The organism is Paenibacillus sp. FSL H7-0716, from assembly GCF_038002705.1.
Classification (GTDB): domain Bacteria; phylum Bacillota; class Bacilli; order Paenibacillales; family Paenibacillaceae; genus Paenibacillus_AQ; species Paenibacillus_AQ odorifer.
Map to the genome: position 1 here is coordinate 77,490 of NZ_JBBODA010000002.1, position 17,432 is coordinate 94,921.

20 protein-coding genes and 1 other annotated feature are annotated in these 17,432 nt (G+C 44.4%); of the genes, 2 read left to right on the forward strand and 18 right to left on the reverse strand.

From position 1 onward, the window contains the following. Positions 1-425: 425 nt before the first annotated feature. From MHH60_RS03235 to MHH60_RS03305, 15 genes are all read right to left on the reverse strand, one after another. Positions 426-1,172 (reverse strand): hypothetical protein, encoded by a 747-nt coding sequence (locus tag MHH60_RS03235; RefSeq protein WP_341161111.1) that lies wholly within the window; start codon positions 1,170-1,172, stop codon positions 426-428. Positions 1,173-1,202: 30 nt separating this feature from the next. Then, positions 1,203-1,571, reverse strand: a complete 369-nt coding sequence (locus MHH60_RS03240) for a 2Fe-2S iron-sulfur cluster-binding protein (RefSeq protein ID WP_076134689.1) — start codon at positions 1,569-1,571, stop codon at positions 1,203-1,205. A 34-nt stretch (positions 1,572-1,605) separates the two neighbouring features. Beyond that, the gene (locus MHH60_RS03245; protein ID WP_036676218.1) at positions 1,606-1,785 is read right to left on the reverse strand and encodes a DUF2768 family protein; all 180 of its coding nucleotides are present in this window, start codon (positions 1,783-1,785) and stop codon (positions 1,606-1,608) included. Between the two features lie 197 nt (positions 1,786-1,982). After that, positions 1,983-2,258: a stage VI sporulation protein F gene (locus tag MHH60_RS03250; RefSeq protein WP_038572437.1), complete on the reverse strand. Its 276-nt coding sequence runs from the start codon at positions 2,256-2,258 to the stop codon at positions 1,983-1,985. A 66-nt stretch (positions 2,259-2,324) separates the two neighbouring features. Further along, complete coding sequence (locus tag MHH60_RS03255) at positions 2,325-3,365, reverse strand: NAD(P)H-dependent glycerol-3-phosphate dehydrogenase (RefSeq protein ID WP_076127494.1); 1,041 nt, start codon at positions 3,363-3,365, stop codon at positions 2,325-2,327. Then, on the reverse strand, positions 3,358-3,975 hold the full coding sequence (gene plsY, locus MHH60_RS03260; protein ID WP_036676213.1) for a glycerol-3-phosphate 1-O-acyltransferase PlsY: 618 nt from the start codon (positions 3,973-3,975) through the stop codon (positions 3,358-3,360). The genes MHH60_RS03255 and plsY overlap by 8 nt, the downstream gene beginning before the upstream one ends. A 12-nt stretch (positions 3,976-3,987) precedes the next feature. After that, positions 3,988-5,313 (reverse strand): ribosome biogenesis GTPase Der, encoded by a 1,326-nt coding sequence (gene der / locus MHH60_RS03265; protein WP_036676212.1) that lies wholly within the window; start codon positions 5,311-5,313, stop codon positions 3,988-3,990. A 176-nt stretch (positions 5,314-5,489) separates the two neighbouring features. Continuing rightward, a complete protein-coding gene (gene rpsA / locus MHH60_RS03270) occupies positions 5,490-6,812 on the reverse strand; it encodes a 30S ribosomal protein S1 (protein WP_179088889.1) in 1,323 nt (440 codons plus the stop codon). A 174-nt stretch (positions 6,813-6,986) separates the two neighbouring features. Further along, positions 6,987-7,574: a lysophospholipid acyltransferase family protein gene (locus MHH60_RS03275; RefSeq protein WP_036676211.1), complete on the reverse strand. Its 588-nt coding sequence runs from the start codon at positions 7,572-7,574 to the stop codon at positions 6,987-6,989. Further along, a complete protein-coding gene (gene cmk, locus MHH60_RS03280; RefSeq protein ID WP_232061421.1) occupies positions 7,571-8,281 on the reverse strand; it encodes a (d)CMP kinase in 711 nt (236 codons plus the stop codon). Before cmk ends, MHH60_RS03275 begins: the two co-directional genes overlap by 4 nt. 207 nt (positions 8,282-8,488) lie before the next feature. Beyond that, entirely contained in the window at positions 8,489-9,142 is a 654-nt protein-coding gene (locus MHH60_RS03285) for a flagellar brake protein (protein WP_036676209.1), read from the reverse strand. Positions 9,143-9,276: 134 nt separating this feature from the next. Beyond that, positions 9,277-10,635 carry a germination protein YpeB gene (gene ypeB / locus MHH60_RS03290; protein WP_076134691.1) on the reverse strand — a complete coding sequence of 453 codons (1,359 nt, stop codon included), beginning with the start codon at positions 10,633-10,635 and terminating at the stop codon, positions 9,277-9,279. A 322-nt stretch (positions 10,636-10,957) separates the two neighbouring features. Further along, positions 10,958-11,653, reverse strand: a complete 696-nt coding sequence (gene prsW, locus MHH60_RS03295; RefSeq protein ID WP_076134692.1) for a glutamic-type intramembrane protease PrsW — start codon at positions 11,651-11,653, stop codon at positions 10,958-10,960. A gap of 153 nt (positions 11,654-11,806) precedes the next feature. Next, positions 11,807-12,421 (reverse strand): genetic competence negative regulator, encoded by a 615-nt coding sequence (locus tag MHH60_RS03300; RefSeq protein WP_036676203.1) that lies wholly within the window; start codon positions 12,419-12,421, stop codon positions 11,807-11,809. A gap of 234 nt (positions 12,422-12,655) precedes the next feature. Beyond that, complete coding sequence (locus MHH60_RS03305; RefSeq protein WP_076134693.1) at positions 12,656-13,027, reverse strand: hypothetical protein; 372 nt, start codon at positions 13,025-13,027, stop codon at positions 12,656-12,658. A gap of 85 nt (positions 13,028-13,112) precedes the next feature. On the opposite strand from MHH60_RS03305, the gene MHH60_RS03310 reads away from it, so the two are divergent. Continuing rightward, positions 13,113-14,021, forward strand: coding sequence for a polysaccharide deacetylase family protein (locus MHH60_RS03310; protein WP_370511485.1), 909 nt, complete (start codon positions 13,113-13,115; stop codon positions 14,019-14,021). Positions 14,022-14,172: 151 nt separating this feature from the next. On the opposite strand, the gene MHH60_RS03315 is transcribed toward MHH60_RS03310, so the two are convergent. From MHH60_RS03315 to MHH60_RS03325, 3 genes are read right to left on the reverse strand one after another with little or no spacing between them, the layout of a single operon-like run. Continuing rightward, positions 14,173-15,015, reverse strand: a complete 843-nt coding sequence (locus MHH60_RS03315) for a metallophosphoesterase (RefSeq protein WP_076134695.1) — start codon at positions 15,013-15,015, stop codon at positions 14,173-14,175. Further along, complete coding sequence (locus MHH60_RS03320; protein WP_076134696.1) at positions 15,009-15,413, reverse strand: hypothetical protein; 405 nt, start codon at positions 15,411-15,413, stop codon at positions 15,009-15,011. The genes MHH60_RS03315 and MHH60_RS03320 overlap by 7 nt, the downstream gene beginning before the upstream one ends. Then, positions 15,410-16,003 (reverse strand): CPBP family intramembrane glutamic endopeptidase, encoded by a 594-nt coding sequence (locus MHH60_RS03325; RefSeq protein WP_036676197.1) that lies wholly within the window; start codon positions 16,001-16,003, stop codon positions 15,410-15,412. Before MHH60_RS03325 ends, MHH60_RS03320 begins: the two co-directional genes overlap by 4 nt. Before the next feature lie 115 nt (positions 16,004-16,118). Here MHH60_RS03325 and MHH60_RS03330 point away from each other — a divergent pair, with 115 nt between their 5' ends. Further along, on the forward strand, positions 16,119-17,024 hold the full coding sequence (locus MHH60_RS03330; protein ID WP_076134697.1) for a hypothetical protein: 906 nt from the start codon (positions 16,119-16,121) through the stop codon (positions 17,022-17,024). 110 nt (positions 17,025-17,134) lie between these two features. Continuing rightward, positions 17,135-17,365, forward strand: a binding site (T-box leader). Positions 17,366-17,432: the final 67 nt, after the last annotated feature.

Genomic DNA, 17,432 nt, shown 5'->3' on the forward strand with positions numbered 1-17,432 from the left:
CCTCATATTACTCCGAAGAAAAAATGCCTGAAGAGCATCGACTTCGCGTTCCGCCGGTAATCTGACCCTTGCAGGACATCAACCGGACTTATCGTATGCCCGCCCGAAGCCTAGCTGCTTTCGACCGGGACGTACTTGCCCCGCGCTAAACTCCGAATGCTCGGACATGCATTTGGACTAGTATCATCATATGTATCCGGAACGAATTTATGACCCGTATTCGCGCATTTCACAATGTAATTTCAAAAAAAGTTAAGTCTGCGCGCCGCAAGGCGTCTGATGCCCGGAAGCTTACTCATCCATCTTATGAGGTAGGATTCTTTGATAGAACTATTTTTAGTGGATGCTGAGATTAAAAGGTTATAAACAAAAAACGCCTAATGCCCCGGATAAAACCGAAGCTTAGACGTTTTTGAACTTTAACTCTAACTTGGAGGCTGCGGGATCGGCTGATTATTAATCCATAGATACGGCAAAGACTTTACGGGAACGTAATATGAAGCTTCCTCCAGATCCAGTCGCAAGTCCTGATTCTTGTCGTGCTCTCCATCCTTCTTATCGACGGCAGCCATGATATCAAAAACATAATCTACGTAGACAGTTCCATCCTTATCCAGGATAAAATCAAGAACTTGACCGGAATAGACACTAGTTAACGTTATAGAGCTTGTACCCGCCTGCTTATGATCAATGGTATACAATCCGGGGTATAGCTCATCAAGCACAGGCAGGTTGCCGCCATGAGCTGATTTGTAGCGGTTAACCTGTCGTTGCACGTCATTCACCTTTTGAACCGTAACAAGGTCCATCACCTTCACCACAGGATCAATTTCCTCATTCAAAATAAGAAAATAAGCACTTCCACCCTGCTCAAAAGCGGTAGCCGGTATATCATCCAAATATCCCTTATTATTCAGCTTCCCCAGGTCGATACGAAACTTCTCATACCTTGGAGTAGTTTCATCCGCATTAAGAATGGGCAGTACCCCTTCCTCCTGTTGATAATCATCAACGGCTGCTTGTATCCGTTTAACACTTTCCCGATAATTAACACTAGCCCGCTTCTCTTCACCTGGGTATAGACAGCCCGAAAGCGTAAGCGCGAGCGATACCATCCCTAGCAAAAGCTTGGCCCCTGCCTTCAGTTTCATTTTATATCCTATAAACTCCAACCGAGTCCCTCCCACGGTGACATTCTTACGCTACCACAGCTCATCTTCTTCCCCACGCCGCGCTGCTTCAAGCTTACGGCGCACCGCAGCCTTCAGTGGATCTTCCGGCACCTGAACGGTTACGTCGCTCCATACGGCAGCCTGACAGGCCAGACGCGTTCCTTCTTCTAAGGCCGATCCAAGCTTACGCCGCTCAATATCACCGGGAGGCCTTAGTGCAGCAGCCTCTTCCTTCGCGACTGTAACCTTACACATCAGACAGCCTGCTTTGCCTCCGCATCTAGTTGTTATTGGCACTCCTGCTTTACGAGCAGCCTCTAATAACGAAATGCCACGGTTCACAACAGCTTTACGACCTTCTGGTAGAAATACAACGGTAACTCCTTTTTGTGATTTCATGATGTTACTTCCTTCCTCAACGCTATGTAACTGCTTACATAATTGAAACAACTCCGCCCAATAGGCCCACTAACATGATGACAAAAGCAAGTATAGACAGTACAGCCTTAAGCAATCCCTTGGTTTTGCTCCGAGCAAAAGTTATAAGAAATACTGATAATCCCATAATCAGCATCGCAATCAGGGATAACCACATTTTTGTCATCGGATCCATGGTCAAAGCCCCCATTCACCTGTAATTTATTAGGGACTATTATATCATGACCTTATCCTTTTCTGTAAAAAAACATCATTTTTTATGTATTATTTTAAATAGATTACGCTTCGTGAAAATTATCAGGAATATAAAAAAAAGCAAAAGACGACGGAATCATTCATTGATCCGTTTTCTTTTGCTCACCCAACATAAAGCTATTTTTTAAGCATCATTTTCATTAAAGACTCCATTGTGCTGGAACCTGCGCCGCCTTTTTTAACGGCATTGATAATCTCCTGCACAGTAGCTTCACTGACCGGCACTTTCGCCATTGATGACACCTGCTTAATTAACTGGCGGAGCTGGGCTTCATTCTGCGTAGTTCCTGGCTTTACCGTACTGGCTAGCTTTTTGACGGCACTTTCCGTAATGTTCTTGCCCGCCTTTTTGTTAATGGCGTTCAATGCATCCTTGGAAAAATCTCTGCTCACTTTTCATCCCTCCTCCGTCAATCCCCATTACAACATATGAGAATTTGCGGAAAAAGGTGAACAGGATCAGGAATGCCACTGCTCCCAAGTTTCCTGGGAGATCGACTCAAGCTCAGGCTTACGATCACGACCCATCAAGGCTTCAACCGCACTGCGTGGGCTTCTTCCTTGAAAGAGCACATGATAAATCTGATCCGTAATCGGCATCTGCACACCCAGCTTGAGCGAAATTGCATAAGCTGCTTCGGTAGTACGAATACCTTCGACTACCATCCCCATGGATTCCAGCACCTCGGCCAGCGGCTTGCCTTGACCAAGCATGGACCCAGCGCGCCAGTTACGGCTGTGCTGACTAGTAGCCGTCACAACAAGGTCGCCAATTCCGGCAAGGCCGGCAAAGGTCAAAGGATTGGCTCCAAGCTCAACTCCCACCCGAGATATCTCGGCGAGTCCACGGGTCAAAAGCGCTGCTTTAGCATTGTCCCCATATCCAAGGCCATCGGATAGACCTGCACCAAGGGCAATAATATTCTTAAGAGCTCCGGCAAGCTCTACCCCAACCTGATCACGATTCGTATATACACGGAAATCGTTGTTGATGAACAATTCCTGCGCTTCGGCGCTACGTTTGTCATCAGGTGAAGCAACTACAACTGTTGTAGGACACCGGCGTACAACTTCCTCTGCATGACTTGGACCGGAGAGGACGACGATCTGCCCTTCGTCACAGCCTAGTTCCTCTGCAATTACGATGGACATCCGCTTATTACTTTCCGACTCAAAGCCCTTCGTAGCATGAACACATAACATGTCATCCTTCCAGAATGGCTTCAGACTGCGAGCAACCTGCCGCATTCCTGATGACGGAGCTACAATTACAACCGCCTTAGAACCGGACACTGCCGTTTCCATATCCGTAGTTGCAATAATGTTAGCTGGCAGAGCGATGCCAGGCAGATACTTATTATTCGTATGAGAGCCATTGATCTCGGCAGCTTGATCAGAGTTGCGTGTCCACAGATAAACTTCCGAGTGGTTTGCAGCCAGCACACTAGCCAGTGCAGTTCCCCAGCTCCCCGCTACAAGTACGGTAACTTTATCAGACAACACGATTCCCTCCTTTAACTTTTGAGCCTATCTTGTTCTCACGGCCTTCTACGATCTTTACAATATTCGTCCGGTGCCGCCAGAAGGCGAAGACCGCAATAATAATACTGGTCCATAGCACAGGTTGTGTAAATCCTGTCAACAATAAAGCCACTGGTGTCAGTGCTACAAATATTAATGAGCCAAGGGACACGTAACGTGTGATAAAGATAGACAGAATGGCGATGATACCGGCGAGCAGCGCTGGCCATAAACAAAGCGTAGCCATAACACCGATCGTAGTAGCAATGCCTTTCCCCCCACGAAAACGAAAATAGAGCGGCCAATTATGTCCGATGATGGCAGCGATTCCGCAAAGAGCCGGAACCCAGGTTCCCCAACCGCCGACCCAGGTTCCTAACCATACAGCGGCCACCCCTTTCAGCACATCCAGCAACAGCACTAGTATTGCAGGACCTTTACCCAATACACGCAGTGTATTGGTAGCCCCCGCATTTCCGCTTCCGTATTGACGGATATCAATTCCCTTTAGCAACTTTGCAAGCAGTACACTAAAGCTGACAGAACCAAGCAAATAGCTTACAACGATAACCAGAAGTTCAAGCGCCACACTTCTTCTCCCCTAACCTTCGTTTTCGGATTTGCGCCGTGTAAAGAGACGGATTGGTGTTCCTTCGAAATTAAACGCTGCGCGAATTTTATTCTCCAGATAACGTTCATAGGAGAAGTGCATCAGCGACGGATCATTCACGAACACCACAATCGTAGGCGGCTTAACCGCAACCTGCGTTACATAGTTAATACGCAAGCGACGGCCTTTGTCAGTTGGTGGAGGGTTAATCGCGATTGCATCAGATACAACGTCGTTCACCAAATGTGTAGTAATGCGCAGTGCATGCTGTTGAGATACATGCTGTACAACAGGCAGCAGCTTTTGCAAACGCTGTTTGGTTAAAGCCGACAAAAAGACAACCGGTGCGTAACTCATAAACAAGAAATGGTCACGAATCTTCGTCTCGAAGTTCTGCATAGTCTTATCGTCTTTCACGATGGCATCCCATTTGTTCACAACAAAAATAGATGCTTTACCAGCTTCATGTGCATAACCCGCAATATGCTTGTCCTGATCGATAATGCCCTCTTCGCCGTTAATTACAACGAGGACCACATCAGCCCGTTCAATCGCACGCATAGCACGCATAACACTGTATTTTTCAATGTTCTCGTATACCTTGCCTTTTTTACGCATACCTGCCGTATCGATAAGCACATAACGTTGCCCATCACGTTCAAAAGGAGTATCGATAGCATCTCTTGTTGTCCCTGCAATATCGCTGACGATAACACGTTCTTCGCCCAAAATCGCGTTAACCAAAGAGGATTTACCTACATTCGGACGGCCAATCAAAGCTACACGAATGACATCCTCATCGTATTCATCATCTATTTTCTCAGGTAGGCGCTCAACTACAGCATCTAGCAAATCGCCGAGTCCGGTTCCGTGACTACCAGAAATTCCGATTGGATCGCCAAAACCAAGGCTATAGAACTCATAAATGTCATCCGCACGCTTCATATTATCCACTTTGTTGATGGCAAGAACGACTGGTTTACCTGAACGGAACAGAATCTGAGCTACCTCTTCATCTGAATTCGTTACACCACTCTTCGCTTCACACATAAATACAATAACATCCGCTTCCTCAATCGCCAGCTCCGCTTGAACGCGGATTGATTTCAGAATTGTATCTTCTCCATCAATTTCAATACCTCCGGTATCAATCACACTGAACGATTTACCGTTCCAATCTGAAATACCATAAATCCGGTCACGTGTAATCCCCGGCTTATCTTCTACAATGGCTAATCTATCGCCAATCAGCCGATTAAATATCGTCGATTTTCCGACGTTAGGCCTCCCAACGATTGCCACAACGGGTCTTGCCATATTCATTCCTCCTGTCATCCTTACGTTACTCATCATAGCAAAAAACATTTAAATTGGCTAACAATCATGTTAACTCTCATCAATCCGACCAGTTCCGAAAAAAAGACAATCGGCGAACCCCCGTATCGAGGGCTCGCCGATTACTTTACCCGTATATTCAAAAGCTCATTTAGGGATTAGTTATTACCCTTAAATTTGTCCAGCTTGTCACCAAAACGTTCAGCAAGCGTAAAGCTAAGGCCTTCGTTGCTAAGGGAAACGTTAGGGTTGTTCAGAACTTCTTTAGGAGCTCTGTCTCTGCTATTGCTGCGTTCAGGTCTAGCAGATGGAGCTGGAGCTTCTTCAGTTTCTTTGATGCTCAGGCTAACACGTTTCTCGGATGGATTGAAGTCCAGAACTTTCACTTGAACTTCTTGTCCTTCTTTCAATACTTCGTGTGGAGTAGCGATGTGTTTGTGGGAGATTTGTGAGATATGCACAAGACCTTCCACACCCGGAAGCAATTCTACGAACGCTCCGAAGTTCACAAGACGTTTTACAACGCCTGTTACAACATCACCGATGTTGATTTCGCCAGCAGCAGAGTCCCAAGGACCTGGAGCAGCAGCTTTGATGCTCAAGCTGATTTTTCCTTTTTCAGGATCAACCTTCAATACTTTAACACGTACTTTATCACCTTCAGATACTACATCAGAAGGTTTCTCTACGTGACTCCAAGCGATTTCAGATACGTGTACAAGACCGTCAACTCCGCCCACATCAACAAATGCGCCGAATTGAGTCAGACGTTGTACTGTACCTTCGATGATTTGGCCTTCAGATAGTTCAGCCATAATTTTCAGCTTGTTAGCTTCGAATTCTTCTTCAAGAACTTCTTTAGCAGACAAGATTACTTTGCTGTTCTCACGGTCAAGTTCTTTCACTTTAACGCGCAAGGTACGGCCTTTGTAATCACTGAAATCTTCAACGAAGTGACGCTCTACCATGGAAGCTGGGATAAATCCACGAGCTCCAACATCAGCTACGAGGCCGCCTTTAACAACGTCAGCCACAGTAACTTCGAAAGCTTCTTGGGAAGCGAAGTATTTCTCAAGATCTTCCCATGATTTTTCACTATCAACAGCACGTTTGGAAAGAACAAGGCTTTCCTTGTTGTCGTTGATGCTGACAACTTTACATTCTACTTCCTGTCCAACTACTACTGCTGCAGCAGCGTTGTCCAGTTGTACTGCGGACAATTCGCGAATTGGAATCACACCGTCGTATTTATATCCAATGCTTACATAAGCTTGGTTATCTTCGATTTTGACGATTGTTCCTTTCACGGTATCGCCTTTTTTCAGAGAAATGATTTCCAAGTCAGCTTGGTTAGTCACTTCTTCTTCGTTAACGGCAGCAACTTCTTCTACAGCTCCGTTATTTTCTGTCACAGCGGAATCCACCGCTTCTACGGATTCATTCTTTTCCGCAGCTTCCTGATTTTTAATTTCTTCAGACATGTGATTAGCCTCCTCGATTCAAAACCCCATTTATTTAAACCTGCGTATAGCAGAGTTCAAAACAAGCCATGCATAATATTTCACTTACACTTGATGATAGTATGTTCCAAAAAATAGCGGCTATGCCGTTATTTAATCAAAACATTGAGCAAAATTTGTTGTTCTGCTCATCCCTTAACTAGCACTTGGTTTACCTGTCTCTTTCATCTCACGGATGCGATCCATAATGACATCGGTAACAGCCTCGAGAGATTCGCTCCCCGCACCGGCAAATTGACTAAGGTCTACAGGAGCACCGTAGACAACGACCATGCGTCGAAAGGGTTTATACTGGCCGATAATAGCCGCTGGAATAACTGCTGCGCCACTTCGAAGTGCAAAGCTAGCAGCACCCTTCTTGGCCACTCCGGCATCAGAGTTACGCGTACCCTCCGGGAAGATACCCATGACATTACCATTACGAAGTGTGTTAAGGGCCGTTTTTATGGATTCTTTGCTTACGCCGCCACGTTTCACCGGAAAAGCACCCAATTTATTAATGAGCCAGCCAAGCACCGGAACCTCAAACAGTTCAGCCTTAGCCATATACTTTACCTGACGGTCCAGCTTAATTCCAATAGTCATTGGATCAAGCAGACTAATGTGGTTAGCGCAGAGCAGTACCCCGCCCTCCTTTGGCACATTTTCTTTCCCCACAATCTTAAGTGGGAAAAGGATTGCGTAAATCAAGCGAAGCAATCCAACACAAATTGCATAAATCATAAATGATTTCTCTCCCCGTCAACATGAGATCTACAGTGGGATACAATAACCTCCACAACTTGATCGATATTCATTAAAGTCGTATCCAGAAGAATAGCATCCTCTGCACGGCGCAGCGGTGAAATCTCCCGCCCTTCATCCAGACGGTCCCGCATTGCAATATCGTGTTCAAGCTGCTGAAGCGTCACCGATTCCGCGTCTCTCAGTTCCTTATAACGACGGAGAGCTCGTTCTTCCACACTTGCCGTCATAAAAATCTTTACCTCGGCATCCGGCAGCACGGTTGTACCGATATCGCGGCCATCCATTACCACGCCTTTGCGAAGCGCCATCTGACGCTGCAATTGACTCAGTCTGGATCTAACATCCTCGATCTTCGCATACTGCGACACAAGGCCGCTAACCTGAAGGCTCCGAATATGTGGGGTCACGTCTTCCCCATTAATCAGCACCTTCTGAATATCTCGTTCCGGAATAAGTTCAATCACCATGTCGCGAACCTTCTCGTTCACTCGATGCTGATCTTCCGGTTCAATGCCTTCTTGGATCATATACCAGGTGATTGCCCGGTACATTGCACCTGTATCGACATAGATATAAGACAACTTCTGGGCTACCAATCGGGCTACAGTGCTCTTGCCTGCCCCGGCAGGTCCGTCGATGGCGACGTTTATTCTGTCATAAGTATGTGTACCCTGCCTATCCAACGGGGCATTCCTCCTCAAACACTCTTTCATAAAAAAAGCATCTAGCGTTACGAAAACTATTCCTGCAATATCAATAAGCACACATAAATTGTTATGCTTGATGATATTATCAAGAAAAAAGCAGGCATTGCCTGCGACTTATAAAATTATACCACAGTTTATACTTCAGTGCAAAATCAGACAGCTTAATAGAGCTGTAAAAAATGCTTATCTGTTGCGGAAATCAAACTGACGTTCGAAGCAATAACGGATAATTTTCTGGCGTTCCAAATCTGAAATAGCGACAAATTTCAACATCGCTAAAAGGCGTCCATTTTCTAGCTTTTTAATGCGCACTACTTCACCTTCAAAATTAACATGCTCCGTGCTTCCGTTTCGATAAGGCACCAGTACCCAGCAGGACAATTTATTACCAACCTCCAGCTTAACCTGGTTATCCACCAAAAAGGAGATTCCTCCACCACCAATATCATCTGTACGAACCAGGAATCGTTTACCAAGGCTATCCTTCACAGCAAGCTCTAGATCAGCATTCACTCGGAAAAAGCTTCTTCTCTGGATCTTAAAAATCGAATCAGTCTCCGGCTTTTGAATCCGGACCATACGAATTACATCTTCTTTAAAGCCCAGAACATAAGTATTAAAGTAATTTTTGATGCCACCCTCAGTTAGAAAATAAACCGAAAGCTCGTCCCCCATAAAGAGCCTTTTTAGACGACCATTGCTCTCCTGCATAGGAATTTCAATCAGGAATGCGTCTTCTTCCGTCTCTGCAATTCTTGATCTATATTCAACTTCTGCTTCAGCAGCGTCACTGGAAGCAACCTGTATGTATAGATATTCGTTAATTTTAGGATACAAAGATGTCACCGCCACATCAGTTTAGTAATTATCACTACCCCTGATTATAGCATGGGAATATCAGCCAGTCAGATATATTTTATAGATATTGCAAAAAAAAGGGACGCACCCAACTGCTGGATGCGCCCTCCCTTTTATTTTGCCTCAGACCCCGAAGAAGGTCTGATTTCTTCCACAGACTCTTCAATTCCATCCTCGGCGTTAATGTAAATACGATACTTAGAGCCATTGACCCCTCCACCGAACTCGTAAGTCAAGACCTCGACGGAATCATCATTTTTAATCCAGGACAGGCGGTTGTATTGCTCCTTGAAATCAGAATTCAGAAATTTCCTTGCCTCTGCAAGGGTAAGTTTTGGTTTTGGAAGCTTACGGTTGTCCTTGTGCTCATTGACGTATTCGCTGGCCTCAAAACCGATGGTATCACCTGTATCCAGCCCCATACGAATGGTCATCTTTTCAGGATAAATCAATACTTCATTCTGTTTGGTTACAAAGGTCAAATTCCCGATATTATCGTAACGATCAGCGCTGACTGCAGTCATATGTGGATATCCTTTTTTCTCTAGAAACTGCTCTGCTTTGGTTACTGCTTCTTTAATAGAAACTTTGGCAGGGCCAACCTCACGGTTATCATAATAAGAGATCAGCAACCCGCCATTTTTGGTGAAATCCATACTAATGGTGTGCTTCTTATTCGAAGCGCTAACAGTTGCTGTATAGGATGGCCATTCGGTGTTCTTCCCATTTTCTTTAACATCCACTTTAGCATTGGAGCCCGCATCCGCGAACTTCAACGCCTTACGTTTGATGTCTTCGGCAGTCACGGGGGTACCTCCGAGCATTTTGACGGAACGTTTATCGTAGATGCTTGCTACTGAAGGACCCCAGTCTAGCTCAGGATATGCCCCTACACGTTTATCCACCGTTTTGAAGCCGTCAATAATCGTGTTGTCCTCCGCTTTATTTTCTGTCGCCAACGCCGTTTCAACATCCATCCAGCGCAGCCGATTGCCAATGACTTTATTTTGTACCTCTTGCAAATCCTTAGAGATTTCTCCTGAGTTCTTGTACAATGCTTTTAGATTGCTCAGCTCTCCATCTGTCAGAGGTTTTTTAGTGAAGTCACGAATCCCGGCTTTATAAGAAAAGTTGGAGATTTTGGACAGAAACTCCTCTGTTTTACTAAATGGCAGCAAGGTCAGCGGCAGCTGGTTAATCTCATTTTGGGCCTCACTAGTCATCCGCCACACATTCACAAGTCCTTTACGGTGCATCCCATTAGAAGCAGAGTTAACCGCAAGCGTATTTCCAAGCTCACCATGAAGACGGTCCACATGATAGGACAAATCATGAAAGGCGCGTTGATATTGGTTCTCCGCCTTAATTAATATTGAATTCTTCTCCTGATTCTCCTGATAACCCCACACAAGCGCACCAATCAGCAGCAGCGCGGTCAGCGGGAACATTACAGCACTTAATCTTTTGTACATAGGGCTACAAGACTCCTTTCGATAGCTTATTGGCGTTAGTTTGACAATAAACTAGGAGTCTTATGCACTGAAGTTGCTACACAATGTGACTATAACGTCCGCTCATGCTCTCTCTTCAATCTCAAAGCCACTGCTATTACTGCAAAGGCATTGTTTAAAGCCGGTTTGAATGACACCATGCTCTTTAATCCCTCTTAATATGTAAGTCTCACCGCACTGTTTGCAAACGATACGTACTTTTATACGCAAAAAAAGACACCTCTCTCCTCTCTGGAATTCCTTACTAGGAACTGCCCTTCGAATATAAGTGTGTCCATCTCGATTATAGGTTAACCTCTTCTTCACGTTTCAGAAAGCGGAAAGGAGAACGGCTGTTGGCCCTAGCAACCTTTCCCATACCTCCATACCATAGAATAGCCATCAAAGGCACAATAAACCATATCCAATAGTTGGCTGTCGTACTCAAAATAAAGTCATATATCCCATGCCACATCCATGGCAACAGAAGAGAAAACACCAGAATTCTGCGGGTATGAACTCCTTTTGAGAACTTCGCCCTTCCCATATGGTAGCCCATGATCACACCAAACATAGCGTGTCCAGAAACCGGAAGAAGTGCTCTCAGAAACATTGATCCGATTGAAGCGTTGCTATACCAAGCGTACATTACATTTTCTATTGTTGCGAAGCCGAGCGAAATCGCCACAGCGTATAGTATCCCATCATATGGCTCGTCAAATTCGGTATGATTGTAAATCATATGGTACAGCACAAACCACTTTAGACATTCTTCCACGCCAGCGGATATGAGAAACGACTCCACATAGGGACCACCATTTAGTCCCAGCATCAGCCCTCTCTGAATGATCATTACTGGAAACACAATCAGAAGGCCGAGCAAGAATACTTTAATGACTACATGAAGCGGTTCTTGATCATACTTGTCTTTCAGATAAAAAAAGGTCAACAGAGCAAGTCCCGGCGCTACTGCCGACGTAATAACCGATAACACGAGCACCGAATAACCTCCCTACACCCCTAAACCCTATTACTGCTGTTATACAGCAAGGTAGATGATAACTTTGATACAAGAATGACCGACATATCACCAACAACAAGACTAGGGCTGATCGGCCTAAACAATGGTCATCAGCCCCTAGATCTTGCCTAATTACTCCTGACGCTTAAAATGAGTGCACAATAACTGGACCGCATTCTCCGGCATCACTGTTTTCCCGTATTCATCGAGAACAGCTTCTGTGACCGGTGAGGAATCTCCAAACTCAGCAAGTACGCCAACAAGACCTGACAACGCCGTTTCTTCAAATTCCTTTGGATCGAAATACAGATACCATTTATTGTTATAAGAATACAGTTTCCCCTGGGAAGTAATATTACCGATGAGCACATGAGCCGCTTCAACCAGAACCTCGAAATCGCGGAATGCATATACAATGGAGTCGCTTTGTTCAAGAGTAACTTCCATTTCATAAATCTCTTCTGGCAATTCTTCTTCCCCGGACGCACCGTACTGATGGTGATCATATTTTCCTCGGGTCACTATAACGACCATGCCTTGCGCGGGCAATGCGAAAACTTCTACGGCAAGCGGACCCGTGGCATCAAAACCTAGTTCACTATATGCTTGATCCATCATCTCCGTAAACAGGTCATGAACCTTAGGAACTTCCTGCCACATGTCTTCCTTCTGTATGCCCCGCTCGCTCAGGTCGTCAAAAGTGAGGAAAATCCGTATCTTATCTTGACTTAATCGCTCTATTCTCATGACAGGATCCTCCTTTTGCAAGCTCATTTATTATAATGTATGATGAGTCCCGAGTAATGAGCCAAAAATGGTTACTATGTAAGTATGTTATCATTTTGCCGAGATAAATGCACGTAAATAAATATATAAAATCCTCTCTATTGAATAAACCATTTCCAAGGCCCTGAATAATAAAAAAGAATCATTCTGCGGAATATTTCATCCCCAAAATGATTCTGATGGAGTCCTTTACGGTTACAATCCCGGTATGGTTGTATGCGTTTCTTTAAGAATCTGCTCTACTTCGCTCTTTACTTCAGGATTGCTGCGAATGAATTCCTTTAACAATTTAAGATTGGATTCCTTCGACTTCACTGGTGATTCAGTCTTATGCTCAGAAATCCCGCTGCTTGAACCGTTACTTTGAGCATTACTGCTTGAAACAGCAGTGTTACCAAAACCAGTCGTGGCCATACCGATTATTTTTTCTTTAGCTTTATCTGCTGCTCCACTCATGGGACCACCCGATTGCCCTAGCGAAGACATTAAAGAATTCCGCTTTTTGGACATAATCATACTGGCTGCGGCGCCCATCAGCACCCCGCATAAAAATGACGAAGTATTCATATTTCCAGCCTCCTTGTATGGTAAAATCATGTTTAGTGTTCGCGGAAAGATTCCGGCTCATACAACCTAATAACAAGAAAGCGAGTTGAAAAAAGTGGGTAAAATGACATCAGTGCTCCTATTGGCTACCTTGCTGCTTACTGCCTGTGGCAACAGCGGTGCAAATGGAAATACAGCCAAGGAAACAAACACCACCACCAACAATCCGCCCACGGCGGCAGCTACACAAAGCGCAGAAACTACGGCGCCATCACCTGAAGCAACAGCCAGCCCTACCCCTGAAGCAACAGCAGATGGAGGTACTACAGGAAATAGTACAGCCAGTAAGGGCGAAGCATCCGCTGAAATTCCACTGCTGTACCATATGAACAAAAATTACGATATCGTCCCTAATGAGGAAGCTACAAATAAAAAAGTGGTTTTGCTCACCTTTGACGACGGTCCTAAAGATGCGGCAATGATTAACCCTTTGATGGATGTTCTGGACAAACATCAAGCTAAAGCCATCTTTTTCGTGAATGGTTATCGTGTTAAGGAGCATCCTGAGCTTCTGGAGTTAATACATAACCGCGGTGGAATTATCGGCAACCACAGCTGGGATCATATTGTATTGAAAGACAAGTCCTATACTGAGGTTAAGAAGCAAATCGAAGATGTTCAAAATATTGTCAAAGAAACGCTGGGAGAAGCTCCTCACTTTTTCCGTCCGCCACATGGTGCTGGCGGGGATGTTGGCAAGAAGGTCGCGGCCGAGAATGGAATGTTATACATGACCTGGTCTGTAGGCTCTCTTGACTGGGAAATGAAAGAAAAAGAAACGGGTAAGACAGAAAAATTGATCAGCAATGTTACCGATCAGCTGCATTCTGGCAGTAATATCCTGATGCATGAGCTACCATGGACCGTTGAAGGTCTGGATACCCTGCTCACTACACTTGAGGGCAAAGGATATAGCTTTGTTGATCCGCGCAGCATTGAGCTAAAAATGCGTTGATCTCATTATCCGTACATGTCCGATAATTGCTTCGTCAGTGCAAATGTTTCAAATCAAACGAAAAATAGAAGGGGGTTCCAAAAGCCATTTCCATGGCTTTGGACCCCCCTTTTTTTACGCTACCTATTTTTCTTACTGGAAAGAGCAAGCACTATTGGGTTGATTTACGCAGTGTCAGCACATGCATTTCAGCAGGACTGCCCCAGCGAATTGGCAGATGTGCTGTTCCAAACCCTCTACTGATCAGCAGCAGCGCATTTTTTGCGGAACCGTCACCTCTTGGCCAATTAAACTTTCCAGCGTCATATTTATGATAGAAATGCTCAACATGTCTTTGACCCACAAACGGAAGGATCACCTGGCCCCCATGCGTATGACCTGCCAGAATCAGGTCCGCTGGCACACTTTGGCGCTTGGACAACCAAAGCGGATCATGTACAAGAATTATACGACAGGTATCTTCAGCAGAAGTGTTTGTGGCTAATTGCGGAAAAGGACGGTATGGAGTTTTGCCCCCATTTTTCGGAAAATCAATTCCGGTTAACCAAAGTTTAGCTCCCTCACGTTCAAAAGCCACATTTTCATCCATTAACAGTTTTGCACCACTGTCCTGAATAATCTCATCCACCCTTGTAATATTAGCCCGATAATCATGATTTCCATGCACTACATAGGTAGATGCAATAGAAGTAACTAGAGTCATATTATCGACAAGACGATTTAAAGGGCTATCTTTTTCCGTTAGATCTCCTCCCAGAAAGACAACATCTACTCCACTCTTTAATGGCATCAGAAGCGAGGACGGAAGGCGGCGGCGATGGATATCTGTTATAAACAAGATACGAAATCCATCGAACTCTTCAGGTAGCGAATCTAGCATTATTTCCTCGGTAATAATTCTGTTTCTAAACGCGTTGATCACCATGATTATGACAACAGCCGCAGCTATCAATAGAATGGCCAAGACCACTCCCCATGCCCATGTACTCACCATAATGTACTCAGCGGAGGCGCTCCTTCAATTCCCCACCAAAGCAGCCCTATTAGCAAAATAACAAAGATAAAAATCAAAGAATTCACAAACATCTTGCTTAGACGAACTTTTTCTGAAGAATAAGTATCTGAACGAGAAGGAACAGATTCTTCGTCCTTCTCTTTACTTCCTGTGGAAGAGCGCTTTGCAGAACCTGCTGGGCGGCGAGCTTTTCTTGATAAAGTTGCCGTAGAAACCCGAGCGGTAGCATTTTTCTTTATAGGAGTAGGCTTCTTTTCAGGAGTAGCCTTTTTTACAGCCTCCGAAGTCCGCTTTTCTTTTTTACCTTTGCCAGGATGTTTACTTTCACTCTTGTGTTGTTTTTGTCGAGACTTTACCCGGCTTAATTCCTCACTCATGATTCCCTCCTATAGCGGATCACCAGACCTGAGATCAGGTCGATGAAGAAGTGACATAGTATAGGGGCCCAGAGGCTGCCCGATTGAATGTAAATATATCCAAGACCATAACTGCTTAAGAATACCCAGCCGGTAGGTACAAAGTGACGTAAATAACGGACATGAATAAGAGCAAATACTATACTCGTCCAATAAGGGCCAATGGAATATTGGATGGCTCCGCGGAATAAGAGCTCCTCACATACCGATACAATTGCTGCTATGACGATAATATGCCACACAGGGCGATTTCGAAATAAAAGGTCGTTTATTCCACCATCATCCATGCTTTCCTCAGGGACAATATGTGTCAATAAATAGTCAACAATTAGCATTGCAGCAGCAAGACCGAGGCCCCATGCCACAAAATGTACTTTTTCTGGAATAATTAATAGCTGAAAAGGATTTCTTTTCTGAAATAATATCCATATCAAACCGATAATTAATGTGAGCCCCTGAGTGATATAGAGATTGAGCAGCAGAAGACGGTCTGTCAACTGGCCTGGTTCTACCTTTTTAACCTTAATCTCGCCAAATTTGAATTTTTTCATCGTGACCTGCCTGTTCTTTATTTTTTTCGGGCCGCTCCGAGAGAGAAACCGTCCATAGTGTTGCTATCAATACATAATACATAGGATAATCCCCCCAGAAAAAGGAGCATTTATTATGAGCAAACGTAAGTCCCGCAATCAAATGTTATACACGCTAGTTTTTTTGTTTTTCCTAGTTTGCGCCTTCGCCGCATTTTTTACTGGCGTTAAGGTAGGCGCAGACAAAACTGAAGCCAAATATGACAATCCATCAAGCATGAATGGATTAGTAGAATTCACGGGCTCATATCAACAGCAGGATCTTGTTACTTTCTATCATAACGTATTTTTGCCCTATCGGGAATTCAAGCGGAATTGGAACATTCAAGTAGATAAGTTAGCGCGCAGCACAGATGCTCGTATGAATGCGGCAGTAATGAAGAATCTAAGTATTCTAGCAGACCAGCAATATGAAAGAGTTAATCAAGATTCAATTTTCACTAACTCTCCTCTATTACATCAGTCACAGGTCAATGTACTCAAAAGCTTAACTTTATTTTCTAAAGCCTCCGGCAAAGTCTCTACTAGTGCATCTGGTGCAGAAACAGCCAAGTTATTGAAAAATGATGAATTTACAACCGGCGCCGTGAAGTACGGTCTCTTAGCACAAAAGAACTTCTATGATTCTATGCTAAAATGGGGCTCTAAGACAAACCAGAAAATACCTTCTGCACCTGGCGAACTAAAAACGATGTCTTTCATCCAGTGGAAAAAAATGCCGCTGCTTTTGAAAAATGCTTCTATCGCTGATATGATGTTGAATCGCGGAATTTTTGCAGGTTATGATCCTCAGGACATCACTGCTAAAATAGACGATATGATTTACTCAGGCACTGCAAGCTCATTAAATCTTTCGGATATCCAGTCCTCAGTAACCTTGTTGATTTCTACAGGTGCTGTGCAGGAACAGGATTTTGTAAAATGGCGGGAACAGTATTATAACAAGGAGACACTTCCACAGCTTCCGTTCTTTTTTGAATAGAACCAGTTATTGAATCATAACGAAAAATGAAGTTCACTTCAAGAAACGCTACTTGTAAAGCCTATTGACACAACTTGCATACCGTGTTACATTATGAAAAAATTAATCATTCAAAACCGATGATGGAACAAAGATCCTGAAAGTCTTCAGAGAGCCGGTGGTTGGTGCAAACCGGTGACGAACAGTTATCTTTAGCGCTCCTGAGATATTGTATCGAACCTTAAAGTAGGTACAATCGGATCAACTCCGTTAACAGTGTGGCCTATGCAGGCCAATGAGGCTGCTTCTTCCAAGTTGCAGTGAATTAGGGTGGTACCACGAAGATAACTCTCGTCCCTTACTACGGCAGTAGTATGGGGTTGGGAGTTTTTTTAATTCCCTAATCCCCCATAAATACTACCTTATGCC

Coding starts and splice junctions, on each gene's coding strand:
- MHH60_RS03325 (WP_036676197.1), bottom strand. CDS start 16,003: ATGAAAAAATTCAAATTTGGCGAGATTAAGGTTAAAAAGGTAGAACCA.
- ypeB (WP_076134691.1), bottom strand. CDS start 10,635: ATGTACAAAAGATTAAGTGCTGTAATGTTCCCGCTGACCGCGCTGCTG.
- rpsA (WP_179088889.1), bottom strand. CDS start 6,812: ATGTCTGAAGAAATTAAAAATCAGGAAGCTGCGGAAAAGAATGAATCC.
- MHH60_RS03330 (WP_076134697.1), top strand. CDS start 16,119: ATGAGCAAACGTAAGTCCCGCAATCAAATGTTATACACGCTAGTTTTT.
- MHH60_RS03275 (WP_036676211.1), bottom strand. CDS start 7,574: ATGATTTATGCAATTTGTGTTGGATTGCTTCGCTTGATTTACGCAATC.
- MHH60_RS03305 (WP_076134693.1), bottom strand. CDS start 13,027: ATGAATACTTCGTCATTTTTATGCGGGGTGCTGATGGGCGCCGCAGCC.
- MHH60_RS03300 (WP_036676203.1), bottom strand. CDS start 12,421: ATGAGAATAGAGCGATTAAGTCAAGATAAGATACGGATTTTCCTCACT.
- der (WP_036676212.1), bottom strand. CDS start 5,313: ATGGCAAGACCCGTTGTGGCAATCGTTGGGAGGCCTAACGTCGGAAAA.
- MHH60_RS03245 (WP_036676218.1), bottom strand. CDS start 1,785: ATGGATCCGATGACAAAAATGTGGTTATCCCTGATTGCGATGCTGATT.
- MHH60_RS03315 (WP_076134695.1), bottom strand. CDS start 15,015: ATGGTGAGTACATGGGCATGGGGAGTGGTCTTGGCCATTCTATTGATA.
- MHH60_RS03240 (WP_076134689.1), bottom strand. CDS start 1,571: ATGAAATCACAAAAAGGAGTTACCGTTGTATTTCTACCAGAAGGTCGT.
- MHH60_RS03320 (WP_076134696.1), bottom strand. CDS start 15,413: ATGAGTGAGGAATTAAGCCGGGTAAAGTCTCGACAAAAACAACACAAG.